Source organism: Cobetia sp. MC34 (assembly GCF_018340035.1).
GTDB classification, from domain to species: domain Bacteria; phylum Pseudomonadota; class Gammaproteobacteria; order Pseudomonadales; family Halomonadaceae; genus Cobetia; species Cobetia amphilecti.
Genome location: NZ_JADPPY010000016.1, coordinates 1 through 24,080, shown reverse-complemented (window position 1 = coordinate 24,080; position 24,080 = coordinate 1). Strand labels below are relative to the sequence as shown.

Sequence of the window (24,080 nt, the reverse complement as noted above, 5' to 3'; positions counted from 1 at the left end):
TTCTCTCAATTCCAGCGCAGGGACTCTCGACTCCAGTCCAGTCTCTCGATCCCAGCCCAGCGTTTCTTGTTGCCAGTTTGGTTTCCCTCATTGCCAACGTAGTGTCTGCCAGGCGCGCTGTTGCGCCAGGCTGGCAAGGGTCGGGTCCGGGTGGACGGCGAAGGGGTGATCGACGAATTCCAGCAAGGCCAGATCATTGCGTGAATCCGAATAGCCCCAGCTGGGCACCACGGCACTGTGGCTGGCATGTTGCTGCTGCCATGCCTTGAGTGCCGCGAGCTTGCCCTCGCGGAAGGTGCGAATGCCACAGGCTCGCCCGTTGTAACAGCCTTGCTCGGTCTCAAGGGCCGTGGCCAGGGCCGCGTCCAGCGCCAGACGTTCGGCGAGGGGGGCGACCAGATGCGCCGTCGAGGCCGAGATGATCACGACCTGATGGTTCTGCGCACGGTGCCAGTGAATTCGCTCCAGCCCCTCACGATACAGGCGCGGCATCAGCTCGGCATCGAGAAAGCGTGCCACCTCGGCATCGACCTCACTGACGGCGCGACCTGCCAGCGGGGCCAGCAGGTGAGTCAGGTGAGTCTCCATGTCGAGTTGACCGGCCGCGTAGTCCAGCATCTGTTGTGCCCAGATCGCGCGATATTCCTCGCCATCGGCGATCCAGCTCTTCGCGATCAACCAGTCGGTCCAAAGCCCCGTGGCATCGCCCTCGAGCAAGGTGTCGTCGAGATCGAAGATGGCAAGCCCTGTGATGTCATCCATGGGACACCTGTGACGTGGCGGCGGTCTCGTTACCGCCCAGCGCCTGAACCTCATCCAGATCGGCGTGCAGCATGACGCGCAGATGGCGCGGCAGTAACTGCCGAGCGCTGCGATTGAGGACATCGACATTCAGGCGCAGTCCCTGACAGTCCACCTCGTAGCGCACGATATTGCCGAGCAGCTGGTGGCGGCGAATCACCCCCGGGCAGCCAGGGCCGGCATTGTCCGGCAAGGGCTGGGTCGGGAAGTTGGCATATTCATCCTGCTGCCCCTGGGGGCTGGTGTCCGGTTGCAGATACAGCGCTTCCGGACGCAGTGCCACGCGTGGGCTGTCGCTCTCGTAGCCAAGCAGCGGGCGCGCCAGCTCGCGACCGATCAGATTGTAATGCCCCATGAAACCTGCCGCCGTGGCATCCACCGGGCGGGTATACAGCGACTCAGCATTGCCCTGTTGCAGGATGCGCCCCTGATGCATCAGGAAGATGCGGTCCGACAGCAGCAGCGCCTCCTCCTGATCGTGGGTCACGAACAGGGTGGTCAGGCCGAGGCTCTTCTGGATATCTCGGATCTGATCACGCAGATGGCGGCGGATACGTGCATCGAGTGCCGACAGCGGCTCATCCAGCAGCAGGATCTGCGGCTCGACCACCAGCGCGCGTGCCAGCGCCACACGCTGACGCTGACCGCCAGACAACTGGTGCGGGAAACGCTGCGCCTGATCGGTCAGCTCCACCAGTCTGAGCACCTCGCTGACACGCCGCTCGCGCTCTTCCGTGCGCACCTTCTTCATGCGCAGCCCGAAGGCCACGTTCTCCGCCACGCGCATGTTGGGGAACAGCGCATAGTGCTGGAAGACCATGCCGATGCCGCGACGCTGCGGCGGCAGCGACGTGATGTCGTGACCATCGACGATGATCTGGCCGGCATCGACATCATTGAGGCCGGCGATGGCGCGCAGCAGGGTCGACTTGCCGCAGCCGGAGGGGCCGAGCAAGGTGATGAATTCCCCGCGCGCGATCTCGGCCTCTATCTCGGCGAACACCTGGGTCTTGCCGAAGCTCTTGGCCAGGCCATTGAGCTTAAGGTAGTGCTGGTCGGCGGCGCGTTCGCGCAGGGCGCTGGTCAGAAGGCCGCCGGCGCTCTGGCTATCGAATGTGGTGGCGGTGTCGATGGCAAGCATCAGCGGTCCCCTCGGGGTGCGGAGTCTGACGACTGGTGAGTGGTGTGGCGCGGCTCGGGGTCGGCGCTCGGCACCGGGCCGGGCAAGCCGTCGGTCATGGCGGTGGCCTGCGCCTCGTCGGGGTCATCCGCGGGCATCTCCTGCTCGGCGGGCTGATGATTGCCGAGCCAGGTCAGGATCAGGGTGAACACGAACAGGGTGATGACCAGGGCGCTGGTGAAGTGGCCGCTGGCGCCGCGGATATTGTTCAGATAGACCTGCAGGGTCTCGAAGCGGGTGCCGACCAGCATGTTGGCAAACACGAATTCGCCAGCCAGGAACGAGAAGGCCAGGAAGACGGCAATCTGGATGCCGACGCGAATATTGGGCAGTACGACTAGGAAGAACGCCTTGAGCGGACTCGCCCCCAGCAGTTGAGCGGCCTCCATCAGGGACGCCACATCCAGTGCGCGCAGGCTGTTGGCCAGGGCGCGGTACATGAAGGGCAGCACGATGGTGAAGTAGGTGGGGATCAGGATCCACGGCGTGCCGACGATGGCCAGCGGGCCGCCTGCGTAGAGCTGCAGCAGGCCGACCGAAGACACGATGGGTGGCACGGCGAAGGGCAGCAGGATCAACCCATTCATCACGCTATCCAGGCGCGGATAGCGCGTGTTGGCGAGAAACACCACCGGTACGATCAGCAGCAACGACAGTGCCAGCGCGCCGACGGCGACCAGCAGCGAGCGCCCGAATGCCGCCAGAAAACGCGGCGTGGTCCAGAGTTCCAGAAACCATTTCACGGTCAGGGCGTCGGGAGTCAGGCTGGCGCCCCAGCGTGTCGCCAGGGCGTAGAACAGCGTCGCGATCAGTGGCAGTGCCAGCAGTGCGAAGACACTGGTGACGATGAAGGTATAGACATTCACGCGGCGCAGGCGCGCCATCAGGCTGGGCAGCAAGGGCTTGCCGTGGCGATAGGGCAGTTCAGCGGGAAGTGACATGGTAGCTCCTGCGCATGAGCCATTGCTGAATCAGCGTGACGATGACGAGAATGACGACCAGCACCAGGGCCAGTGCACTGGCCAGTTCTGGCTGCAGGAACAGGTCTCCGGAGACCAGATTGGCGATGCGGATGGTCATCAGGTTGTAGCTGGTATTCACCAGCGCATAGACGGTGGCGTAGGCGCCCATGGCATTGGCGAAGAGTACGGTGAGCGTGCCTGCCAGGGACGGCCACAGCACCGGCAGGCCGATGTGCTGCCAGTAGGCGAGGCGGTTGGCGCCCAGCAGGCTGGCGGCTTCACGCCATTCCGTCTTCAGGGTGCTGAAGGCGGGATATAGCAACAGGATGCCCAGCGGAATCTGGAACCAGGTGTAGATGACGATCAGGCCGGTGCGCGAGTAGAGATTGAAGTTCTCGAGCAGACCGAAGCGCTCCAGCATCAGGGTCAGCATGCCGTTGGCGCCCATCAGGATGATGAAGGCGAAGGCCAGCGGGACACCGGCGAAGTTGCTGGTCATGTTGGTGAAGGCAATCATCATGCGCGTCAAGCGCGGACCACAGCGGTGCATGCTGTGACAGGTCACGGCGGCGATCGCCAGTCCCAGCACGCTGGACATGAAGGAGATCTCGAGGCTGCGCCAGATGGCCTGTCGGAAGAAGGCCGAGGAGGCGATCTCGTGAAAGTTGGCCAGCCCCCAGCCCGTGGGGGTCTTGAAGGCGCTGATCATCACCCACACCAGCGGCGCGATCTGGAAGGCGCCGAAGATCAGCGCAAACGGCAGCAGCCACATGACGGGGCTGGTCAGGCGGCGCTTGAAGGCGGCAGACATCACTTGAGGCCTCGCGTGGCAGCATGACTCGCCAGCAGCGACGGATTGCTCGCCTTGCTGTGCTCAAGCCCCAGCAGTGTGGCCAGGGTGCCGCAGAGCTCGCGTTGCTTGAGATCTGTCGCGACGCCATTGGCGAAGGCGGTGCCGAAGGTCCACAGCGGCACGCGACGCTCCTCTTCCAGCAGGCCGGAATGTGAGCGGTCGGCATTCATGCCGTGATCGGCGGTCACCATCACCTGATAGCCGGCTTCCAGCCATGCCGGCAGGTAGTCGGCCAGCGCGACGTCGGCATGCCGTGCGGCATTGCGATACTGCGGCGTGTCGCCGCCATGACGATGGCCGGCATCGTCGATGTTCATGCTATGCACCAGCAGGAAATCCGGGTCGTGACGCAGGCGCAGCATTTCGGCGTCACTGAACAGATGGTCATCCGGATAATGATCCTGCCAGTAGAAGATGCCCGCTTGGATGGCGGATTCCGGGTTGTCGAGCCAGCGATGGCGGGCCGGCACGAAGGGGGCCGCGACATAGAGTTCGCTGACCCAGTGATAGGCGGCGGCAGCCGTGCGCTTGCCTTGCTGGCTGGCAAGGTCGAACAGGCTGATGCCGCGTGAGCGGCGCACGATACCGTTGTTGACGATACCTGAGTTGACAGGCAGCTCGCCGGTCAGCAGGCATTCATAGAGCGGGCGCGACATGGCCGGCAGCTCGCAGTCCAGTGATTGATACTGGCCACGGCCGGCCTCGACCAGGGCACTCAGATAGCCCATGGCATGATGACCCACGGCGTGGTTGAGGCCGTCGAGCACGATAAGAATGACACGCTGAGACATGGTGACTCCGTGAAGCTCAAGACGGCACCGCAAAGGCGATGCCGTCTATCAGGATGGTGCGCGCTCTGCTCGCGTGAAGCAGAGGCCGGGGATTACTGCTGGTGGATCAGTACCTGGGACTGCCACTGACGCGGCAGCTGCTTGGCACTGGCTTCCCAGCCCGCGAAGTCCTGAACTGGACGTGCATTGGCGTACTGCTCGTTGGGCAGCAGCTTGGCGGCGATATCCTCGGGCAGGGTGAGGTGCTCGGCGCGGATCGGACGGGCATAGCCCTTGGCCAGATTCAGCTGACCGGCATCGGAGAGGATGTACTCACGGGCCAGCTTGGCGGCATTCGGGTGCGCGGCATGCTTGTTGATGATGGTGGCGTAGCCGGAGGTGACGGAGGCATCAGACGGGATGACGACCTCGAAGGTGTCGCGGTTGATCTGATCGCGATAGTTCAAGGCATTGAAGTCCCACAGCAGGGCGACTTCGACTTCGCCTTTCTCCAGGTTGGCGATGCTCGGCTCTGCCAGTGACAGACGGCCCTGGCGCGCCAGCTCCGCGAAGACTTCCAGGCCCGGTGTCAGGTCGGATTCCTTGCCGCCATTGGCGAAGGCAGCGGCCAGAATGGCGTTGTTGGCCTGGGAGGCCTTGCCCACGGCGCCGACGGACACCTTGTAGTCACCTTCGGCGAGGTCGGCGAAGGAGGTCGGGCGCTCATCTTCACTGACCAGCGTCTTGTTGATCATGAAGGAAATGGTGCCGGTGTAGCCCAGTACCCAGTGGCCATCCTTGTCTTTGGCCCATTCCGGGATCTGCTCCCAGGTCGTGGTCTTGTAGGCCTGGGTCACGCCTTGCTGTACCGCGATCGGGCCGAAGGCGAAGCCCACGTCACCGATATCGGCGGTGGCGTTCTCACCCTCGGCCTTGAACTTGGCGACTTCCTCGGCGGAGCTCATGTCGGTATCGCTATGCGCGATGGAATACTTCGACTCGAGGTCTGCCCAGGTGTCCTTCCAGTTGGCCCAGCTGTCCGGCATGCCGACGCTATCGACACGGCCTTCGGACTGAGCGGCCTCGAGAAGGTCAGCCGGCATGTCGGCGGCACTGACGGAGGCACTGCCCAACAGGGCGGCCATGCAGGTGGAAACCAGCAGGCCGGTGGAGCGGGATGAGGTAGTGGCAATCGACTTCAAGGAGATTTCCCCAGTAGGTGATGAACAATCGCTGCTCTGAAGGTAAGGCGTGACGGGTATCAGGTACCCTGTCGACACGCTGAGAGCACATCCGGGTGCTCAGGTCATTGCTCAGGCCAGTTCTCGGATCATTGATCAGACCAGTGCTCTGCCAAGTGCTCAGGCAAGTGTCGAGACAGCCGAGGCTGTGTGGTCTAGTTCAGTTCGAAAGGCACGATCGACTCTAGCGCTCGCCTGTGACAGTTGCGTGTCGTCAACATGTCGTTGTCATGGCATGGGGTGACGGCTCTGGCTCTGTCTCCTTCATACCTTCTCCGTGCCTTCTTCGTGCCTTGCCGCGGGCCCCGGTCCTCGCTATCTTCCACAGCCATAAGTGTGCAAAGCAGGGCGTGCAAGGCATGAGTCAGCGCGTGATGACTGACCTGGCGTGGCAGCCAGAGTTGTGCTGTCACCGAGTTGTCACGCCAATGCCACTATTCTCCTCATGCGTGTCTCGACAAGCGTGTCTTGAAAAGTCGCACTGAGCTTTACGGGGCGTCTGAACTAGACCACAGAAATCGCTTCGCTCTGACCCTTTCCATCCTGGACGCTCTGGATGTCATGCAAGTGACTCGCCAGAAATTGCTGTCTTTCGTTACCTTTCAGGAACTTCGCATGCCTTCATCTTCGCTTGAGCCCCAGAGTGACGCCGCTTCATCGGCAACTCCTGACACGGATGTCCCCGTGGCAGGGCTCAAGGCCAGGCTACTGAACCATCTTGAGGCAGCGCCGCTACGCGCTTCACAGCGCCTGCCCTCCGAGCGCGAGATGATCGAACGCTTTGCCACGACGCGGGTCACCCTGCGCGATACCTTGCTGCAGCTGGAGGCGGAGGGGCGTATCTATCGCGAGAATCGGCGGGGCTGGTTCGTCTCGCCGCCACGACTGCGCTATGACTTGCTGGCGTGCCTGCCATTTCGCGACATGGTCGAGTCACAGCAGCGGGTGGCCAGCACCGAGGTACTGGCGGCAGGAGAAGTCGCTGCCAACGCGGTGATCGCGCGGCGGCTGGGGATTGCGGAGGGCTCAGTGGTCTATCGCATCACTCGCGTGCGGCGTATCGACGGGCGGCGCGTGCTGCATGTCTGCCATCACCTGCGACGTGACTGTTTCCCGGGCATCCTCGATTTCGACCTCGGTGCCCACTCCCTGACCGACCTCTACCGGCATGAATACGCCATTCGTGTCAGTCGCGTCAGCTTCGAGCTGGCCTCCACGGTGTTCGACGCTGAGGCCGCCGCCGCGCTGAACGCCGCGCAGGGCAGCCCCGCGCAGCGCATCACCCGCATCAACTTCGATCAGAATGGCCGCGCGGTGGACTGCGATGATGAACACTGGCGCCACGATGCCATCGAATTGACGCTGAGTGCCGCACCACAGAGCTAGTTGGAAAGTTCGCGGCGAAGCCTGAATGCCTGGCAGGCCGCTGGTGGCCCAGACGAAAACACCCGCCATGGCGAGAATCAGTCGCTGTGGCGGGTGTTTTGTCATCGCTGAGGGGGCATGTCTGTCAGGCCGATTTCATCAGTGGTCACGAGATCTCAGTTCATGCGGCCGGTATGACGCTCGACGCTCTCCTGCGGGGAGTCTCCGGGATGTCGGTGAGCGAGATGCCTCGGGTTTCCGGCAGTCGCAGGCCACCGAGCAGGGCCACGGCGGCGATCGCGATCAGGTGCCAGGCGGGTGCCAGGTTGTTGCCGCTCAAGTCGATCAACCAGGTGGCGACCAGCGGGGCGGTGCCGCCGAAGATGGTGTAGGCGACATTGTAGCTGAGTGCCGAGGCGGTATAGCGCACCCGGGTCGGGAACTGCTCCGAGAGCAGTGCGGCCGTGACGACACCGCAGAGCACGGCACCGACCGCCATCAATGAAGCGCCCAGCATGGACGCCCACAAGGTGCCACTCGCGGCAAGCGAATAGGCGGGAAATACCGCGATGGCCAGACTGCCACACGCCGTGATGATGGTATTGCGTCGCCCGACAAGGTCCGAATACCGCCCGGCCAACGGGCATAGCAATGCGGCGACGATGAGGCCGCCCAGGCTTGCCAGCAATGCTGTCTGGCGCGTGGCGCCGCCCGCCACCTGCATATAGGTCGCGAAATAGGTGCTGAACATGTAGAACGACAGCGCCGTGGCAGAGATGAAGGCCATCAGGCTTACGATGGTGCTGCCGTGGGTGGTCAGTGTTTCCTTGAGCGGGGCGCTGGTGGCGTTGTGTTCCTGCTGAATCAGGCGGAACGCCGGTGAGTCATCCAGCTTGAGGCGCATGTAAAGCCCGATCAGCCCCAGTGGTGCAGCGCTCAGGAAGGGGACACGCCAGCCCCATGCCTGCATGGTGGCTTCCGATACCAGGCTGTTGAGGCCTAGACCGAGTGCTGCTGCTGTGGCGAAGGCGCTGAAGGTCGAGACGGGAATGAAGCTTCCGTACCAGCCCCGCTTGTCGTCAGGGGCGTGCTCCATCACGAAGGCGCAGGCACCGGCGTATTCGCCGCCGGCCGAGAAACCCTGAGCGCAGCGAGCCAGCGTCAACAGCAGCGGCGCCAGCATGCCGATGCTCTGATAGGTCGGCAACAGACCGATCAAGGCGGTGGCGCTGGCCATCATGATGATGGTGATGGCCAGGACATTCTTGCGCCCGATGCGATCCCCCAGGGTGCCGAAGAAGATGCCGCCGAGGGGGCGCAAGGCAAAGGACACCGCAAAGACGGCAAAGGTCTGGATCAGTGCCAGAGTCGGGTCGCCCTGCGGGAAGAAGTGCTGCGAGATGATCACGGCCATGAAGCCGTAGATGGCGAAGTCGAACCATTCGATGAAATTGCCGATGGCAGAGGCTGCCAGCACGCGTCTCAGCGTGGCTGGCGAGATGCTGTCGGTCCCGCCTGTCTTGTTGTTGTTCATGTCTTGCTCCGCCTGAGAGGAATCGGGAAGAGGTGTGGCTTGAACAGCGCACAGCTCCCTGCGTCATCCTGCGGCACGCGGTATAGGGCGATCACGCTCAATGCGACATCAGTAATGTCCGATGCGACATGACTGATGGGACATGACAGAAAACTAGCTCATCAAAAGGGAGAGGAGCGCCTGGCAAACTTCAGCGCATCAGCAGGCTCGCATCGACTTCGCGGAAGTGATGGGCGCTTTTCATCAGGGCGAGGGCGGTGAGAGCTTCGACGCCATAGACGCGGGTGGTGATGGCGTGGCGGGTGGCGACATGATCCAGCAGCAGGGCGAAGTCGCCATCGCCGGAGGCGAGAATGATCTCATCGACCTCGGGGGCGGATTCCATCACGTCGATGGTGATGCCGACATCCCAGTCGCCCTTGGCCGAGCCGTCGCCGCGCTGGATGAAGGGCTTGAGTTTGACCGTGAAGCCTATCTCGCGCAGGCGCTGCTGGAATTGCTGCTGCTTGGGGTCGCCACGGTCGATCGCGTAGGCGTAGGCATGTTGAATCGAGCCGAGGCGCTCGAGCTCTGCCCACAGGCGACGATAATCGAACTGCCGGCCGAAGGTATCGCGGGTGGTGTAGTAGATGTTCTGCACATCAATGAAGACGGCCAGGCGTGTGCGTGCCCCATCCGCGTCGCGAGTGCCATGCACGCTGTGCTGGCGGGAGTCGAGGGAGCTGTCGCGCGAAGTAGAGGCTGGCATGGGCGTCGCCGTGGCGGGAGGAGCAAGGGTAGGCAAGAGGTGATTTTCCTCTCCCCAGAAAGAAGCCGGCCGCTACCTGATGATGCAGGGCAGCGGCTGGAGGTCTAGCGATGAACAACGCTCTCACCGGTCAGTGACTCGATGGCAGACGCCAGTTGAGTGAGGCGAGCAGCGCGTTCGGGCACCAAGGCTTGATGGGCAAGCCTCAGCTCTTGGCAGCAGGGTTTGACGGCTTGGTCGGCTTGACGCCAATGACCTGGCCGCTGACACCGGATTCAATCACATCCACCTTGCCACCACGGTCCAGGAAGGCCTGCATCTGAGCTTCAAGCGAGGCTGAGGTTTCGACAGCAGCCGGTGCTTTTTTCTTTGCAGCAGTACGAGTATTCGCCATGCGGGACTCCGTTCCAAGACGTGAGGGGTGAAGGTGCATGATAACACAGTGGCAACTTTGCTGCTTGATGGCGTCAATTTGGAATCAGAAGCCTGATGTTTTGCGCCGCTTTCCTTGTGTCTGCAAGCCTCGCGCAGCTTGGTGGGTCGCTGTTGCGATCTGACCAACACAGTGATGCAGGGCGGCCAAGCCATTGAAAAGTCGGGCTGTCGGCAAGAGGTCAGTGGGCATGATCGCGATTGCCGCATGGCATGCGAATCCTTTTACGGGCGCTGAATCATCTTTGATGGTCAGGCTGTCCGACGCTCAGCCAAGCAAGGAGAGACTCCATGACAAGCCCTTCCAACGGTGATTTTGACGGCCAGACACGCGCTTATGCCGTGGCATCCGAGACGGCAGACCTGGCGCCCTGGAACTTCGAGCGTCGCCAGCCGCGTCCGGATGACGTGGCCATCGAGATTCTCTACTGCGGTGTCTGTCACTCGGATCTGCACGTCGGGCGCAATGACTGGGGCTTTTCCCAGTATCCGCTGGTGCCGGGGCACGAGATCGTGGGTCGGGTGACCCAGGTGGGCAATGACGTCAGTCAGTACAAGGTGGGCGACATGGTCGGCGTTGGCTGCATGGTGGATTCCTGCCGTGAATGCAGCGCCTGTCAGAAGGGGCTCGAGCAATACTGCCTCGACGGCATGACCATGACCTACGGAAGCCCGGACCGTCACGATGGCAGCCTCACCCAGGGTGGCTATTCCGACAAGATCGTCGTCAGCGAACGTTTCGTGGTCTCCATCCCGGACAAGCTCGACCCGGCAGTGGCAGCGCCATTGCTGTGCGCGGGTGTCACGACCTATTCGCCGCTGCGTCACTATGGCGTGAAGTCCGGCGACAAGGTCGGGGTGATCGGCATGGGCGGCCTGGGCCACATGGGCATCAAGTTCGCCAAGGCGATGGGCTGTGAAGTGACGCTCTTCACCCGCAGCGAGAGCAAGGTCGAGGAGGCGCGCGAGAATGGCGTCGATCATGTGATCGTCTCGACGGATGACGAGCAGATGGCAGGTGCCACCGAGACCTTCGACTTCCTGCTCGACACGGTGCCGGTGCCGCATGATCTCAACCCTTACCTCAATACCCTGAAGTACGACGGCACGCATATCCTCGTCGGCCTGGTGCAGGAAGTGGACCCCGCGCTGCAGGGCGGCAACCTGGTCATGAAGCGCCGTGTACTGGCGGGCTCGTTGATCGGTGGCATGCCGGAGACCCAGGAAGTGCTCGACTACTGCGCCGAGCACGATATTGGCTGCGATATCGAGATGATCGACATCGACACCATCAATGATGCTTGGAAGCGCATGCAGGAAGGCAAGGTCAAGTATCGTTTCGTGATTGACATGCAGAGCCTCAAGAACGCCCAATAAGCGCTGGCGCTGCTGCCGATCAGGCAGTCTGTCAGTGAATGCTGAAACCCCCGCCAATGACGCATTGGCGGGGGTTTTGTCGTAAGGTATGTCACAAAATTGCTACAGGGTGATTCCCGATGTATCGCAAAACGCGTATAAGAACGCGATGAAAACGCCAAAGAGAATCCAGCCGCTCATAGATGACGGTCTGGTCGATGAAGTGCTCCGCCCCTTGATGAGTGGCAAGGAAGCCTCGGTTTACGTCGTGCGCTGCGGAGAAGAGATTCGCTGTGCCAAGGTCTACAAGGATGCTGCCCAGCGCAGCTTCAAGCAGGCTGTGCTGTATCAGGAAGGCCGCAAGGTGCGTAACAGTCGCCGTCAACGGGCGATGGAGAAGGGCTCGGGCTTCGGACGCAACCAGCAGGAGGCCGCCTGGCAGAATGCCGAGGTCGATGCGCTGTATCGTCTGGCCGATGCCGGTGTGCGCGTGCCGCAGCCGTTCGGCTGCTTCGATGGCGTGCTGCTGATGGAGCTGGTCACCGATGACGACGGCAATGTGGCACCACGCCTGAATGATGTCTCGATGTCCGCCGAGCAGGCGCGGGAAGACCATGCGCTGATGATGCAGTACATCGTGCGCATGCTGCATGCCGGCCTGGTACATGGCGACCTGTCCGAGTTCAACGTGCTGGTCGATGACTATGGCCCGGTGATCATTGATCTGCCGCAGGCGGTCGATGCCGCGGCCAACAACAATGCCAAGAGCATGTTGGCGCGTGATGTTGCCAATATCACCGCCTACTACGCGATGTTCGCGCCTGAACTGGCACAGACACGCTACGCCGACGAGATCTGGGCATTGTTCGAGGCCGGCGACATGGACCCGGATGTCGAGCTAACAGGCCTTTATGAGGACGACGCCGAAGCGCCGGACGTGGATGCGCTGCTCGAGAACATCATGGCGGCCATGGAAGAAGAGCAGGAGCGCAAGGCGCGCCAGAAGAGTGCCGAAGAGGGCGATGATGACTAGCAGGAATCTTTAGCTGCTAACTGCTGGCCGCTAGCCGTTTGCCAGGCCTTGGGCTCCCGCCAGAAGCGTTGAGGAGGGGCTCGCCAGTCGCTAGCGAGTGATGCCCTGTCACGCACGCTGCTGTTTCGATGGCCTGATCTTCCCACGAGTGGCTGGGGAGATCAGGCCATTTCTGTTGGGGCCTTGTCTCGGCCGAAGGTAAAGCAGAGAGGCGAAAGGGGAAGGGATAGAGGAAGGGATAGAGGAAGGGATAGAGAGGCAAGGCAGCCCGGGGGCTGGATTCTCAGCGGAGATGTCACGCTCCTGCAATAAAATGATGCTCATATATGCCTATGCGTATTTAACGACATGCCTGTCATCGAGATACGTGTTCAGCATGCCGAGGGTGATTCTCATCACTGGCATGTGGCGATTGGCGGGGTGTCGCGCCAATCGGGGTAGCGGAGTCGTGAGGGATTTCGCCACCAAATATATGCTTATTCATATAAATCAATGCATCGGAGCACCGCAATGAATCGCCCTCTCAAGCAGCTCGCTTTCGTGATCGCCTCTGCGGCTATCGTGTCCAGTGCACAAGCACGTGACCAGGTTCGCATCGTCGGTTCCAGCACCGTCTATCCCTTCTCGAGCTATGTGGCGGAAGAATTCGGTGTCACCACGGATCATCCTACTCCGGTCATCGAGGCCACGGGTTCCGGTGGCGGCATGAAGCTCTTCTGTGAAGGTGCCGGCAGCAACACCCCGGATATCACCAACGCCTCGCGCCGCATGAAAGCCTCCGAATTCGAGCGCTGTCAGGAAAATGGCGTGACCGACATCACCGAAGCTTTCATCGGTTATGACGGCATCGCCTTCGCGCAGTCCAACACCAACGACCCAGCCGCCTTCACGCTGGAGCAGATCGCGCTGGCGGTCGCGGCCCAGGTGCCGGTCGATGGCAAGCTGGTGGCCAATCCCTATACCCGCTGGAACCAGATCGATTCCAGCCTGCCGGACCGCAAGATCACCATCTATGGGCCGCCCAGCACCTCCGGGACACGCGATTCCTTTGAGGAGCTGGTGCTGGAAGCCGCCACCGAAGAGATGGACGGCTATGGTGGCGAAGGCTACTCCAAGGTGCGCAACGATGGCGTCTTCGTGCCGGCCGGTGAGAACGACAACCTGATCGTGCAGAAGCTGTCGGAAGACACCGAGGCCTTCGGCGTCTTCGGTTATTCCTTCCTTGAGGAGAACGAAGACTCGCTGAGCGGCGCGACCATCGACGGCATCGCCCCGTCTCCCGAGGCCATCTCGGAAGAGACCTACCCGGTCGCACGTACCATGTTCTTCTACATCAAGAATCAGCATGCGGAAGAAGCGCCGGTCATGTATGACTACGCGGACCTGTTCATGAGCGAGAAGATGGTCGGCAACCTGGGCTACCTGAAAGGCATCGGCCTGATTCCGGCGCACGAAGAAGCGCGCAAGGCGGCGCGTCAAGCCGTCGCCGACAGGAAGACCCTGACGCTTTCGGACCTGCAGGGCTGATGACGTGAGCCACGCGGTGCGGCGGTCGAGCGCATCGTGAACGTAGCGAGTGGCGATCTTCGCGGGCTGGCGTGGTGTGCCTGGCAGTTGCCGGTCACTGCGCTGGCCCGTTCGCGTCTGTTGCAGGGTCTGTTGCAGGTGTTATTACAGGGTTTGTTGCAGAAAGTGATCTGAAGCTGGGGCGCCAAGGCCTGAAAGGCTACTGACATCAGTTTGTTATACAAGCGCGGTACTTCTGATATGCGACCCTATGGTAAGGTAAAATTGCAGCTCTGGAGATGAGTCATGTCCAAACAGCGAGTGCTTTTTCTGTGCAATGCCAATTCTGCCCGCTCCCTGATGGGAGAGGCATTGCTGCGTAACATGGCGGGGGACGAGTTTGACGCCTTCAGTGCCGGTGTCGCGCCTGATGCCCCGCAACAGCATGCGTTGGACGCTCTGGCGCGCGCCGGGGTGGATAATTCAGGTCTGGCGAGCGAGTCGATCGATCGCTACCGCTCTCAGTCCTTCGATGCCGTCATCGTGCTGTGTCAGAAGGCGCAGCAGCAGTGTCGCCAGTGGGATGGCCAGACCGATGAGCTGTTGTTCTGGGATATAGAAGATCCGCGCAATCAGGATACTGCGGTGTCCTATGGGCGCGCCTTGAACGAAATTCGCACGCGCTTGCAGCTGTGGTTGGCGGCACGCTCACATCATTGAATCAGGTGGAATTCTGCATTGTCTCTTCTGACCCCGACACGTCTTTTCAAATGCCTCAGCGACGATACACGCCTTGTGCTGATGTTGCTTATCCATGCAGAAGGCGAGCTTTGCGTATGCGAGATGACCTACGTGTTGCAGGAGTCGCAGCCCAAGGTGTCGCGCCATCTGGCCCAGTTGCGCAATTGCGGTCTGCTGCTGGACCGCCGCCAGGGGCAATGGGTCTATTACCGTCTGATGCCTGGCCTGCCGTCCTGGGTATTGCCGGCGCTGGTCGCGGCGGCGGAAGGGAGTCAGCACCGCATGGCGCCGTTGCTGGCGCGCCTGGCCACCATGGAAGGGCGCCCCAACCGCGAATGCTGAGCCGCTGTTGGTATCGCCATTGCCGTCATACAACAACGCCGCTCCGGATTCCGGGGCGGCGTTGTTGTTGAGAGCACATCAGGGTCTGATCAGACCGGATCGACGGCGTGCTGCTCGGTCTCCGGGTCATGGCGACGATGGCGCAGCTCGATGCCCTTGAGCAGGTTGCGCAGGATCTGGTCCTTGCACTCGCGGTAGTGGCGATGATCGGGCTTGCGGAAGAAGGCAGACAGCTCGGACTTGGTGATCAGTTCGAAACCGGCCAATGCCAGCAGCTCGAGCATGTCGTCATCCTTGAGCTCGAAGGCGATCTTGAGCTTGCGCAGAATCACGTTGTTGTCGAGACGCTTTTCAGGCACCGGCTGGGCGCCTTCGCGCTTGCCGCGACGCACGTTGATCAGGCCATTGAGGAACCTGGCCAGGTCGATGTCCTTGATGCGCTGCTGAGCCTCATCATCATCGCGCTTGAGCCAATCGCTGATCTGGGCGCGTGAGACCTCGTGGTCCGCGGCAGCGAAGGTGTTGATCATGTCGGTGTCGGAGAGGTTCAGCGCGTAGCGGAGGCGACGGATGATGTCGTTATTGGTCACGGGCGTGGTTCCGGTCGTGAAGAGTGTCAGAGGGCGGCAGGCGGCGCAGTCGGCACAGCAGAACTGATGCCAAGGTGCCGGCCAGCAAGGCCGCGGATGGCGCGCAGCATACCAGATCAGGCGGGCGGTTCGCTCCACTGCAGGCGATGGGGGGCGAATCCGGCGCACAGGGTCGGCTTGATGATGTCGAAGTAGGGCGAGATATCGAAGTCGCAGGGCGCAAACAGGCTGTGATGGCGGATATGCAGCAACTCCTGATAGCAGTGCAGGCATGCCGGGTCGCTGGAGGGCAGGGCGTCACTGTCTGGCAGGATGGGATAGCGCACGGCCTGGAAGGCTTCGGCGATCAGCGATGAGCAGATCGCGCGGGTCGGGTCGCCGCTGCCCAGTGCCAGCATGCGGCGCCGATAGCGGCTTGGCACCGGTGGCGTGCGAATCAGATAGCGAGCCAGATCGACGATATTGCGCAGGTCATATTGATGGCCCAGCCGCGCCTCGGCATGGGCGATCAACGCGCTGATCTCCTCCTCCGTGAGTCCGACCGGGCGGCAGATGCGCGTGTGCTGATGCCAGTAATGGTTGAGGGGGACGCGGCGCACCCCGGCGGTGACGTCCGCTTCCAACAGACAGTCGCCCCTGACCGGACGTCCTCTGCTGTCCAGCGGCGTGCGCACGCAGAGCGCGGCATGAGACCAGGTCGACTGGGTGAGGTAGCGAATGGCGGTGCTGATACGCGAGGAGCCCTCGACCAGCAGGACATCGCCGCGCCGCAGGGTGGCAGCCAGCTTTTCCGGTGATGACGTGGCGCGATGCGCCGGCAGCTTGCCCGGCGCCGTGAGATGACGCGCCAGCCGCGTGCCCAGCCAGTCGAGTCCTCGCATGCCTGCCTCCCGTATGGCTCAACCCTCATCAGCCAGTCTGGGACCTTTTGGAGAATTCAGCCAAATGCCACCTCAGGCATGTCGGGCTCAGCGACCCGGTTTCGGCACGTCCTGCTGGCTGACATTCTCGTCACTGGCGGTCTCGCTGGCCTCGGCCTGGTCGTCGGCGTCCGGCTCCGGGGCATCGAGTGTCTCGTCGGTGTCCTGGGCGGGCGTCAGCGCCAGTTCGGTGAGCAGCGGGAAGTGATCGGAGCCGAAGGCTTCCATGCGCGCCACGCGCACCACACTGAAATGCTCGCTGTGGAAGAGGTGATCCAGTGGCCAGCGCAGCAGGGGAATGTTGGCGTGGAAGGTATTGAACATGCCGCGGCCGACGCGGGGGTCCAGCAGGCCGGACAGCTTGCGGAACAGGCGCGTGGTACGAGACCAGGCCACGTCGTTGAGGTCACCGGTGACGATCACCGGTTGCTGGCTGTCGGCGACGCTGCGCGCCACGATGATCAGCTCGGCATCCCGCTCGGATGACTCGTCATTCTCGGTCGGGCTGGGCGGCGCCGGGTGCAGGAAGTGCACTCGCACGCGGTCACCGCTGGCCAGCTCCAGTTGCGCATGCATCGACGGCACATCCTCTTCGACCAGGTAGTCGATGCTGGCGTCATGCAGTGGCAGGCGTGAATAGACATGCATGCCATAGAGGTTGTCCAGCGGGCATTTGAGAGTGTGCGTATAGCCGTATTGCTCGCTATCCGCCTCGAGCACGTCGAGCCGCTGCTGCCACCAGTCATCGGATTCCAGCGTCACCAGCACGTCGGGCTGTTCGCGTTCGACGATGGCCAGCAGCTTGTCACTATCGTGATTGCTGGTCAGGACATTGGCGGCGAGCAGGCGGACCTGACGCTGCCGGTCGTGCTGTCTGGTACGCGCGGACTCGCAGGGAAAGAGGCGGGTATAGGGCACGATCCAGTGTGCCTGATAGACAAGCCCGGCCACGGCGATCACGGCCAGTGACACCCTGAGCCCGAAGGCAAGCTGGGACACCGCGAGGTCGGCGATCAACAACATCGCCCACAAGGCGGCCAGCTGCAGACGGGGGAAGTCCATGATGCGCACCGACCAATGGCGAATACGCGTCAGTGGCAGCAGGGTGAAGGCTGCCATCAGCAGCGTCAGTACGCCGAGTAGCGTGGGGATCATGGTGGCTCCGGTGGCAGAGAATGGGGCGGGAAGTCGAATGCTCAAGCGTCAGACATGGTGGCGACATGCCTGACACTCAAGTCAGGACGCTGTTCTCACGAGGCAACCCGCCGCTGACGCCACAGGCGTGAGATCCATTGCCAGCGATTGATCAACAGGGCAGTGAAGATGAGGCCGCAACCGGTCATCTGGATCAGGGTCATGCGCTCACCGAACCAGGCGGCCGACATCAGGGCGGCCCAGACCGCTTCCAGCATCAGGATGACCGAGGCATGGCTGGGGGTGGTCAGGCCCTGTGCGTAGATCTGCAGGAAGAAGCGCAGCGTGCTGGCGATCAGGGTGCTGGCCAGGAACCAGCTCAGGATGTCGAGACTGATGCCGGCGGGCCAGCTCTCGCTAAGTGCCGAGAGTATCAGGCAGGTGACGCCGGTGGTCATCAGCTGGATGGCCGTCAGCGGCAGGGCCGGGATATTGCGCACCAGGCGTGAATTGAAGTTGAACACCAGAGCGAACAGGCAGGCGGCGCCGAAGATGAGCCACTGGGCGGGCTCGATGGTGAAGCCATCGGTCGCGCCGGGCTGGCCCATGCCGAGCAGGGCGAAACCGAGCAGGGCGGTGGGCAGTGCGATCCAGGTGCTCAGCGGCGGTCTGTCCTTGAACAGCAGTCGTGCGAGTACCGGCACCAGCAGGATGCCGAAGCTGTTGATGAAGGCGATCACGCCCAGCTGATCAGACAGTGCGACCCCCAGTGACCAGCAGGCCATGGCGCCCCCGAACAGGACTCCGACGCCGCTGGCACGCAGCTTGCGCGCGGTGGACAGCTGGCCCAGTGAGCGCGCATCGAAGATGGCCAGAATGAGCCCCGCAAGCAGGAAGCGACTGCCGATGAACAGCAGAGGAGGCATGCCGGCCATTGCCTCCTTGGAGAATATCCAGCCTGCGGCGGCGATGATGGTGACCAGCAGGAGCAGCAGATCGGCCTTGAGGGGCGAGCGGGAAGGGGTCGTCTCGGAGGAGAGGCTCATGGGGAAGGCGGGAATCCTTTATTCGTTGCTTCGCAAGTGATAACTATCCTATCAAGCTGGCGCAGTGGCTGCTGGCCTTTATCGGAACGCGAAAATCCGCCAATGCGTCTTGAAAGCCGCGCGACTTTCGATGTTACGCTGCGCATCATGCAGACACGTTTCTTTTTTCATTAGATGGCCGGAGGTTGAATGGCATCGACACCGCAAGATGAGGTTCGCGAACCCTCGCATGAGCCTTCCGGGCAGCACGCTCACGATCATTCTCATGGCTCCGACCCTTCAGACGGGCACTCGCATGGCCATTCACACGGCCATTCGCACAGCCACTCACATGATCATCACCACGGGCACCACCATGATCATGCGCCTGAGGTAACAGCCGACAGCGAGCGACGCGTCAAGCTGGCGATGTATCTGACGGGCGGTTTCATGCTGGCGGAAGTGGTCGGCGGGCTGGTCGCGGGCTCACTGGCCCTCTTGGCGGATGCCGGACACATGCTCAGTGATACGGTCTCGCTGGCGTTGGCTTGGGGCGCATTTCGCCTCGGGCATCGGGCGGCGACCCGCAAGCTGACCTTCGGCTATGCGCGCTTTCAGGTGCTGGCCGCATTCGTCAATGGCCTGACCCTGCTGGTGATCGGGGCGGCGATCGTGGTGGCCGCCATCAAGCGGCTCTGGCTGCCCTCCGAAGTACTGGCGGGGCCGATGCTGGCCATCGCCGTACTTGGGCTGGTCGTCAATATCGCGGCATTTCGTATCCTGCATCAGGGCGACCAGGACAACCTCAATCTGCGCGGCGCGGTATTGCACGTAATGGGGGACCTGCTCGGCTCGGTGGCGGCCATTGTCGCCTCGCTGATCATCATGACCACTGGCTGGAATCAGGCTGACCCACTGTTGTCAGTGCTCGCGGCGGTACTGATATTGCGCGGCGCCTGGTCGTTGGTGAAGCGTTCGGCGCACACCTTGCTGGAAGGCACGCCTGAGCAGCTCGATCACGCCGATATCCAGGCGGGCGTCCTGGCGCTTGAAGGCGTGGAGAGCGTACATGACCTGCATCTTTGGGGGCTGACGCCACAATCACCGATTGCCAGTCTGCATGTCGTCGTGGCCGCCACCAGCGTGCCCGGCGATGTGCTGGAGCGTGTTCAGGACTATCTGCGCGACGGCCATGACATCTCGCACGTCACGGTTCAGCTGGAAGGCGAGGCATGCCCGCAGGGCTGCGTGACGCGCTGATGTGATAGTGCGATCAGCGCGCTGGTTGAGGGAGGGAATATCGCAAGGCAGAGCTTGCGAACCCTTGACGCAAAACGCCCCGCTGAAAAGCGGGGCGTTGTTCGTTGCAGCGAAGGGACTGGAGTGAATCATCCGCTGCAGTCTTTTTAGCTCTTCAGCTCTTCAGCGTCGCTGGCATCACGTTACGCCTTGACGCGCAACGAGTCTGTGCTCAGCGACTCAGTGCTCAGCGACATAGACGGTGCGGATGTTCATGAAGGCACCGAAGCCATATTCGCTCTGCTCACGGCCATAGCCACTGCCTTTGACGCCACCGAAAGGCAGCTGGGCGCAGGGCGTGGTCGGACGGTTGACGAAGCTCATGCCGGCCTGCAGCTGACGAGAGACGCGTTCACCCCGTTCGTCGTCCTTGGCCACCACGGTGCTGCCCAGGCCATAGGGGCAGTCGTTGGCAAGCTCGATGGCATGCGCTTCGTTGTCGGCGACCACCACGGAGGCGACCGGCCCGAACAGTTCTTCATTGAAGGCCGGATTACCCTGGGTGACATTGGTCAGCACCGTCGGCGGATACCAGGCACCGTCGCGATCCGGAATCTCACCACCGCACTCAAGCTTGGCACCTGACTTGATGGCGCGCTGGACCTGGTCATGCAGGCCATCGCGCAGGTCCTTGCGAGACATCGGACCGATATCGACCCCTTCGCTCATCGGATCATCCATGCGCATGTCCTTGACCTTCTCGATCAGACGCTTGGAGAAGTCCTCGGCGAGGGACTTGTCGACGATCAGGCGCTTGGACGCGGCGCAGCTCTGGCCGGTGTTGTCGAAACGCCCGGCGATGGCGAGATCCACCGCACGCTCGATGTCGGCATCATCCAGCACGATCAGTGGGTCGATACCACCCAGCTCCAGTACGCTTGGCTTGAGCGCTGCGCCTGCCTGCTCGGCGACCTTGCGACCCGCCTCTTCACTGCCGGTCAGGGTGACGCCCTGGACAACGGGATCATTGATGATGTCTTCGATCATCTCCGAGCCCACCGGCAACCAGGTGAAGATACCCTCTTCAAAGTCGGCCTTGTGGAACAGCTGGGTGATCAGATCGGCGCAGCCCGGGACATTGGAGGCGTGCTTCATCAGGCAGACATTGCCGCCCGCCAGGGCCGGAGCTGCGAAACGGATGACCTGATAGAGCGGATAGTTCCACGGCATCACGCCGAGGACGGCGCCGATGGGGTCCTTGACGATCTTGGCACGCACGGCACCATCGACATCACGCTGCTCGGTTTCCATCAGCTTGGGCAGGTTGTCGGCATAGAAGCGCGCGATGCTGGAGGAAATCTGCGTCTCGCTGATGCCCTGATCATAGGGCTTGCCCATCTCATGAGCGATCTGCGTGGCAATTTCCTTCTGATGCTCATCGATCAGGTCCGCCAGAACGGTGAGGCGCTGCGCACGATCCTGCACGGTGGTCTGGCTGAAGCTCGAGTACGCCTTGTGCGTCTGCTCCAGTTTCTGCTGAACCTCTTCCTTGCTCAGCATGGCGTATTCCTTGAGAACCTTGTCATTGGCCGGGTTGGATGCGGTCAGTGTCTTGTTGCTCATCTTGCCTCCCTGGTGGGTGCTGGTTCAGCAAGTGACTGAATGGGGATCGCGAGGGATCGAGATCGGCCCTTGAGCCAGTCACTTCATTGGCTACACACCAGGACTTGGCGATATTGCCTGAGATCTTCAAGGGGCTGGGGGCTATTGCGTCGGGTCACCTCAGTGTTGCCATATGAGCACGCTGTTGTCCATTGAAAAGCCACAGGTGTCATCAGTGGTCGATCGCGAAGCGGTCAAATGTGAACCTGCCGAACAGGCTGCCAGCATGCGACAATGGGCGTCTGACGTCCGTGCGGGGCCAAGCTTGCCGCGTGCCGGGCCATCAACATGAGTGCAAGCGTCACAAGGAAGAGGAAGTCAGCGTGTTCAACAATATTCTGGTGGTATGTACCGGCAATATCTGTCGCAGTCCGGTCGGCGAGTCACTGCTGAAGCAGGCGTTGCCTGGCAAGACGGTGCACTCGGCGGGTGTGGGCGCACTGGTCGATCACCCGGTCGAACCCACGGCAGCACGCTTCGCCGTCGAGTCAGGGCTCGAGGTAGATGAGCATCGAGCGCGCCAGGTGTCGGTCGAGATGCTGACGGCTGCAGACCTGATTCTGGTCATGAGCGATGGCCATCGCCGCGCCATCAACCAGATGGCACCGCAGGTCAGTGGCAAGACGATGCTGTTCGGCCGCTGGCTGGCTGGCGGCCAGGGGGAAGAGATTCCCGATCCCTATCGCAAGAGCGAAGAGGCCTTCCGCCATGCGCACCAGAAGCTGGTGGAAGCGGCTGCGCTGTGGGTCAAGAAACTGATGTAATCAATATTCTGTTTTTAAAAATATTTTATGGATTTTCCCCGCCGAGCATCGCGTGGAGCAGCTGGGCTGGTGTCGCTCCGCCAGTGGTCTGGATCGCAGGCTGCTGCAGGATAGCCCAGTGGTGCAGGCTGATCTGGACGTGCAGCGCCAACGGGGCCGCGCGCTGCAAGCCGAGCAGGCGACCGGTCAGCTGGAGGCGGCATTCGCCGGCAAGGTGCACTCGCTAAATCCTGCCTTGAGAGAAGGGGGCTGGGTCGGTTAAGGGGAGTGGGTGATGACGCTGCGCAATCCCCGGCAGGTGACCCTGACGGCCCGGATGGAAGAGGAAAAGGTGCTGCGCGTCGATGAAGGTGCCACTGCTGGTTCTATCCGCTGGCGCCGGTAGGCAAGCGGCTGGAAATGCGCGTGGTCAGCGTCGAACCTCAGGCAGTCGCGGTGCTTGAGCAGCCGGAAATGGCCTCGCCCGATGGTGGGGACTTGAAGGTTCGCGAGGGCGAGGAAGGGCAGCTGGAACTGATGCGTAGCCTCTATCGAGTCACGCTTGAGCCAGTGGACTTTTCCCAGGCGCTGACACTCTCGATGCCTGGCCGGCGGGGCATGGTCAACGTCGAGACTGAGCCGCGCAGCCTGTTGAGCCGCACCTAGCGTGAAGTGGTGGGAGTCTGGCGTCGCGAATCAGGTTTCTGACACCGCTATTCTCCTTCCTGCACCCTGAATTTTGAATAAGAGAACAGAAGCCCAGCCTCCGAGTGGCGTTTGCCGCTTGGAGACTGGGCTTCTCTGGTCTGGCTCTGGAGAGGGCTTTGGAAAGAGGGGGTTGTGTGGTCTCGAGGGAATACCGCGCTTTGCTCTATGGAGCGCTCCGCCTTGATTCGGCAAGCCCTTGGCTCAGCTTGCTCTAGTTCAGCCAGCGGATTTAGCCAGCTTTAGGAGCAAGAGGCTGCGTCTAGCCATCACGGGCCCGTAAGACCGTGCTTTAGGCCGGGTCGTCAGCATGTCGCTTCTCTTGATCATCGTCGGTATTTGAGAGTATAGCGATTGCCTCGAGGGGTTCCGGCATGCCCAGCGCATAGCCCTGCACAAAATCGGCACCGATGGTGGCGACGGAGGCGAGTACCTCCGGACTACCTACGAATTCGGCTACAGTTTTCATGCCCATTTCACGCGCTACCTCGGCAATGGCGCGGGCGATGGAGTAAGAGACGCGGTTGGTGTCCATGTCGCGTATGAAGGCGCCATCGATCTTCAGGAAGTCGACGGGCAGGTTTTTCAGGTAGCCGAAGGACGATACCCCACTCCCAAAGTCATCCAGTGCGAAGGAGCAGCCGAGTGCGCCGAGAGCCTCGAAGAAGGCGCGCGCATCGCCCAGCCGCGTGATGGCGACGGATTCGGTGATTTCGAAACAGAGCTTGTCACCCGGGATGCCACTGTCGCGGACCATCGTGACCAGCAGGTCGCGAAAGCTCGGACTGCTGATGGAGTGCCCGGAGAGGTTGAGTGACACCATGGTCAGTCGCTGGGCATGCGCAGGGTGCGCTGCGAGCTAGCTCAGATATTGGCGAATAACATGTTCATCGATGGCGGCTGACAGGCCATAACGCTCCGCCGCAGGCAGAAAGGCGCCCGGAGAGATGATGGCTCCTTCCCTGCCTTTCAAGCGTACTAGTACTTCGTAATGAAGTTCGTTGGTAGGCTCTGCAGTGGCGAGGGTGCTGACAATCGGTTGTTGATAAAGCACCAGCCGTTGTTCTTCGATGAAGTGGTCCCCGGAATTCGGACCAGGCGCTAAGCTCTGATCAGACCGACCAGGAGAGCTTGATCATGAGCAGGAAACGTCGACAGTACAGCAGTGAGTTCAAAGCCAAGGTAGCCCTCGCCGCCC

The 24,080-nt window shown here is 61.8% G+C and carries 24 protein-coding genes and 1 pseudogene; 10 read left to right on the top strand and 15 right to left on the bottom strand.

The features are described from left to right. Positions 1–87 precede the first annotated feature (87 nt). From IZU87_RS10350 to IZU87_RS10325, 6 genes are all read right to left on the bottom strand, one after another. Positions 88–762 (bottom strand): HAD family hydrolase, encoded by a 675-nt coding sequence (locus IZU87_RS10350; protein WP_213114440.1) that lies wholly within the window; start codon positions 760–762, stop codon positions 88–90. After that, on the bottom strand, positions 755–1,942 hold the full coding sequence (locus tag IZU87_RS10345) for an ABC transporter ATP-binding protein (protein WP_213114439.1): 1,188 nt from the start codon (positions 1,940–1,942) through the stop codon (positions 755–757). Before IZU87_RS10345 ends, IZU87_RS10350 begins: the two co-directional genes overlap by 8 nt. Continuing rightward, positions 1,942–2,922 (bottom strand): ABC transporter permease, encoded by a 981-nt coding sequence (locus tag IZU87_RS10340; RefSeq protein WP_213114438.1) that lies wholly within the window; start codon positions 2,920–2,922, stop codon positions 1,942–1,944. Before IZU87_RS10340 ends, IZU87_RS10345 begins: the two co-directional genes overlap by 1 nt. Further along, a complete protein-coding gene (locus IZU87_RS10335) occupies positions 2,906–3,754 on the bottom strand; it encodes an ABC transporter permease (protein ID WP_213114437.1) in 849 nt (282 codons plus the stop codon). The genes IZU87_RS10340 and IZU87_RS10335 overlap by 17 nt, the downstream gene beginning before the upstream one ends. Continuing rightward, a complete protein-coding gene (locus tag IZU87_RS10330) occupies positions 3,754–4,587 on the bottom strand; it encodes an alkaline phosphatase family protein (protein WP_213114436.1) in 834 nt (277 codons plus the stop codon). The genes IZU87_RS10335 and IZU87_RS10330 overlap by 1 nt, the downstream gene beginning before the upstream one ends. Before the next feature lie 92 nt (positions 4,588–4,679). Continuing rightward, on the bottom strand, positions 4,680–5,768 hold the full coding sequence (locus tag IZU87_RS10325) for an ABC transporter substrate-binding protein (protein ID WP_225996643.1): 1,089 nt from the start codon (positions 5,766–5,768) through the stop codon (positions 4,680–4,682). A 654-nt stretch (positions 5,769–6,422) separates the two neighbouring features. Here IZU87_RS10325 and IZU87_RS10320 point away from each other — a divergent pair. Continuing rightward, the gene (locus tag IZU87_RS10320; RefSeq protein ID WP_213114435.1) at positions 6,423–7,193 is read left to right on the top strand and encodes a UTRA domain-containing protein; all 771 of its coding nucleotides are present in this window, start codon (positions 6,423–6,425) and stop codon (positions 7,191–7,193) included. 160 nt (positions 7,194–7,353) lie between these two features. Here IZU87_RS10320 and IZU87_RS10315 read toward each other — a convergent pair whose 3' ends face one another. From IZU87_RS10315 to IZU87_RS10305, 3 genes are all read right to left on the bottom strand, one after another. Further along, a complete protein-coding gene (locus IZU87_RS10315) occupies positions 7,354–8,706 on the bottom strand; it encodes an MFS transporter (RefSeq protein WP_213114434.1) in 1,353 nt (450 codons plus the stop codon). Between the two features lie 190 nt (positions 8,707–8,896). Then, positions 8,897–9,454 carry a LabA-like NYN domain-containing protein gene (locus IZU87_RS10310; protein WP_213114433.1) on the bottom strand — a complete coding sequence of 186 codons (558 nt, stop codon included), beginning with the start codon at positions 9,452–9,454 and terminating at the stop codon, positions 8,897–8,899. Positions 9,455–9,659: 205 nt separating this feature from the next. After that, complete coding sequence (locus tag IZU87_RS10305; protein WP_084589604.1) at positions 9,660–9,848, bottom strand: PFL_1563 family small protein; 189 nt, start codon at positions 9,846–9,848, stop codon at positions 9,660–9,662. Between the two features lie 329 nt (positions 9,849–10,177). Here IZU87_RS10305 and IZU87_RS10300 point away from each other — a divergent pair, with 329 nt between their 5' ends. The 5 genes from IZU87_RS10300 (at position 10,178) to IZU87_RS10280 (ending at position 14,864) form a co-directional block, all read left to right on the top strand. Next, positions 10,178–11,263: an NAD(P)-dependent alcohol dehydrogenase gene (locus IZU87_RS10300; RefSeq protein ID WP_192839212.1), complete on the top strand. Its 1,086-nt coding sequence runs from the start codon at positions 10,178–10,180 to the stop codon at positions 11,261–11,263. A 148-nt stretch (positions 11,264–11,411) separates the two neighbouring features. Then, positions 11,412–12,275 (top strand): PA4780 family RIO1-like protein kinase, encoded by an 864-nt coding sequence (locus IZU87_RS10295; protein ID WP_054557253.1) that lies wholly within the window; start codon positions 11,412–11,414, stop codon positions 12,273–12,275. Between the two features lie 510 nt (positions 12,276–12,785). After that, positions 12,786–13,802: a substrate-binding domain-containing protein gene (locus IZU87_RS10290; protein WP_107334618.1), complete on the top strand. Its 1,017-nt coding sequence runs from the start codon at positions 12,786–12,788 to the stop codon at positions 13,800–13,802. A gap of 285 nt (positions 13,803–14,087) precedes the next feature. After that, a complete protein-coding gene (locus IZU87_RS10285) occupies positions 14,088–14,501 on the top strand; it encodes an arsenate reductase ArsC (RefSeq protein ID WP_107334619.1) in 414 nt (137 codons plus the stop codon). Positions 14,502–14,528: 27 nt separating this feature from the next. Further along, positions 14,529–14,864 carry a metalloregulator ArsR/SmtB family transcription factor gene (locus IZU87_RS10280; protein ID WP_283248893.1) on the top strand — a complete coding sequence of 112 codons (336 nt, stop codon included), beginning with the start codon at positions 14,529–14,531 and terminating at the stop codon, positions 14,862–14,864. A gap of 89 nt (positions 14,865–14,953) precedes the next feature. On the opposite strand, the gene IZU87_RS10275 is transcribed toward IZU87_RS10280, so the two are convergent. From IZU87_RS10275 to IZU87_RS10260, 4 genes are all read right to left on the bottom strand, one after another. After that, entirely contained in the window at positions 14,954–15,454 is a 501-nt protein-coding gene (locus IZU87_RS10275) for a YehS family protein (protein ID WP_213114432.1), read from the bottom strand. Positions 15,455–15,570: 116 nt separating this feature from the next. Next, positions 15,571–16,335: a YiiX/YebB-like N1pC/P60 family cysteine hydrolase gene (locus IZU87_RS10270; protein WP_213114431.1), complete on the bottom strand. Its 765-nt coding sequence runs from the start codon at positions 16,333–16,335 to the stop codon at positions 15,571–15,573. Positions 16,336–16,422: 87 nt separating this feature from the next. Further along, positions 16,423–17,529, bottom strand: coding sequence for an endonuclease/exonuclease/phosphatase family protein (locus IZU87_RS10265; protein WP_213114430.1), 1,107 nt, complete (start codon positions 17,527–17,529; stop codon positions 16,423–16,425). A 95-nt stretch (positions 17,530–17,624) separates the two neighbouring features. After that, positions 17,625–18,554, bottom strand: coding sequence for a DMT family transporter (locus tag IZU87_RS10260; protein WP_131432204.1), 930 nt, complete (start codon positions 18,552–18,554; stop codon positions 17,625–17,627). Between the two features lie 189 nt (positions 18,555–18,743). Between IZU87_RS10260 and IZU87_RS10255 the strand changes: the two genes are divergently transcribed. Then, on the top strand, positions 18,744–19,793 hold the full coding sequence (locus IZU87_RS10255; protein ID WP_213114429.1) for a cation diffusion facilitator family transporter: 1,050 nt from the start codon (positions 18,744–18,746) through the stop codon (positions 19,791–19,793). 219 nt (positions 19,794–20,012) lie between these two features. Here IZU87_RS10255 and IZU87_RS10250 read toward each other — a convergent pair whose 3' ends face one another. Further along, the gene (locus IZU87_RS10250) at positions 20,013–21,395 is read right to left on the bottom strand and encodes an NAD-dependent succinate-semialdehyde dehydrogenase (protein ID WP_213114428.1); all 1,383 of its coding nucleotides are present in this window, start codon (positions 21,393–21,395) and stop codon (positions 20,013–20,015) included. Between the two features lie 362 nt (positions 21,396–21,757). On the opposite strand from IZU87_RS10250, the gene IZU87_RS10245 reads away from it, so the two are divergent. The 3 genes from IZU87_RS10245 to IZU87_RS10235 all read left to right on the top strand — a co-directional run bounded on the left by IZU87_RS10245 (position 21,758) and on the right by IZU87_RS10235 (position 22,843). Beyond that, the gene (locus tag IZU87_RS10245; RefSeq protein WP_043336039.1) at positions 21,758–22,198 is read left to right on the top strand and encodes an arsenate reductase/protein-tyrosine-phosphatase family protein; all 441 of its coding nucleotides are present in this window, start codon (positions 21,758–21,760) and stop codon (positions 22,196–22,198) included. Positions 22,199–22,250: 52 nt separating this feature from the next. Further along, entirely contained in the window at positions 22,251–22,460 is a 210-nt protein-coding gene (locus tag IZU87_RS10240; protein ID WP_131432200.1) for a hypothetical protein, read from the top strand. Between the two features lie 143 nt (positions 22,461–22,603). Next, on the top strand, positions 22,604–22,843 hold the full coding sequence (locus IZU87_RS10235) for a hypothetical protein (protein ID WP_159055708.1): 240 nt from the start codon (positions 22,604–22,606) through the stop codon (positions 22,841–22,843). 331 nt (positions 22,844–23,174) lie between these two features. Here IZU87_RS10235 and IZU87_RS10230 read toward each other — a convergent pair. Next, positions 23,175–23,954: pseudogene (locus IZU87_RS10230) on the bottom strand (EAL domain-containing protein). Between the last annotated feature and the right edge of the window lie 126 nt (positions 23,955–24,080).

What these genes read in the sequence shown, in the direction of transcription:
- IZU87_RS10350 (WP_213114440.1), bottom strand. Translation starts at nt 762, where the DNA reads ATGGATGACATCACAGGGCTTGCCATCTTCGATCTCGACGACACCTTG.
- IZU87_RS10345 (WP_213114439.1), bottom strand. Translation starts at nt 1,942, where the DNA reads ATGCTTGCCATCGACACCGCCACCACATTCGATAGCCAGAGCGCCGGC.
- IZU87_RS10340 (WP_213114438.1), bottom strand. Translation starts at nt 2,922, where the DNA reads ATGTCACTTCCCGCTGAACTGCCCTATCGCCACGGCAAGCCCTTGCTG.
- IZU87_RS10335 (WP_213114437.1), bottom strand. Translation starts at nt 3,754, where the DNA reads ATGTCTGCCGCCTTCAAGCGCCGCCTGACCAGCCCCGTCATGTGGCTG.
- IZU87_RS10330 (WP_213114436.1), bottom strand. Translation starts at nt 4,587, where the DNA reads ATGTCTCAGCGTGTCATTCTTATCGTGCTCGACGGCCTCAACCACGCC.
- IZU87_RS10320 (WP_213114435.1), top strand. Translation starts at nt 6,423, where the DNA reads ATGCCTTCATCTTCGCTTGAGCCCCAGAGTGACGCCGCTTCATCGGCA.
- IZU87_RS10315 (WP_213114434.1), bottom strand. Translation starts at nt 8,706, where the DNA reads ATGAACAACAACAAGACAGGCGGGACCGACAGCATCTCGCCAGCCACG.
- IZU87_RS10310 (WP_213114433.1), bottom strand. Translation starts at nt 9,454, where the DNA reads ATGCCAGCCTCTACTTCGCGCGACAGCTCCCTCGACTCCCGCCAGCAC.
- IZU87_RS10305 (WP_084589604.1), bottom strand. Translation starts at nt 9,848, where the DNA reads ATGGCGAATACTCGTACTGCTGCAAAGAAAAAAGCACCGGCTGCTGTC.
- IZU87_RS10300 (WP_192839212.1), top strand. Translation starts at nt 10,178, where the DNA reads ATGACAAGCCCTTCCAACGGTGATTTTGACGGCCAGACACGCGCTTAT.
- IZU87_RS10295 (WP_054557253.1), top strand. Translation starts at nt 11,412, where the DNA reads ATGAAAACGCCAAAGAGAATCCAGCCGCTCATAGATGACGGTCTGGTC.
- IZU87_RS10290 (WP_107334618.1), top strand. Translation starts at nt 12,786, where the DNA reads ATGAATCGCCCTCTCAAGCAGCTCGCTTTCGTGATCGCCTCTGCGGCT.
- IZU87_RS10285 (WP_107334619.1), top strand. Translation starts at nt 14,088, where the DNA reads ATGTCCAAACAGCGAGTGCTTTTTCTGTGCAATGCCAATTCTGCCCGC.
- IZU87_RS10270 (WP_213114431.1), bottom strand. Translation starts at nt 16,335, where the DNA reads ATGCGAGGACTCGACTGGCTGGGCACGCGGCTGGCGCGTCATCTCACG.
- IZU87_RS10265 (WP_213114430.1), bottom strand. Translation starts at nt 17,529, where the DNA reads ATGATCCCCACGCTACTCGGCGTACTGACGCTGCTGATGGCAGCCTTC.
- IZU87_RS10260 (WP_131432204.1), bottom strand. Translation starts at nt 18,554, where the DNA reads ATGAGCCTCTCCTCCGAGACGACCCCTTCCCGCTCGCCCCTCAAGGCC.
- IZU87_RS10255 (WP_213114429.1), top strand. Translation starts at nt 18,744, where the DNA reads ATGGCATCGACACCGCAAGATGAGGTTCGCGAACCCTCGCATGAGCCT.
- IZU87_RS10250 (WP_213114428.1), bottom strand. Translation starts at nt 21,395, where the DNA reads ATGAGCAACAAGACACTGACCGCATCCAACCCGGCCAATGACAAGGTT.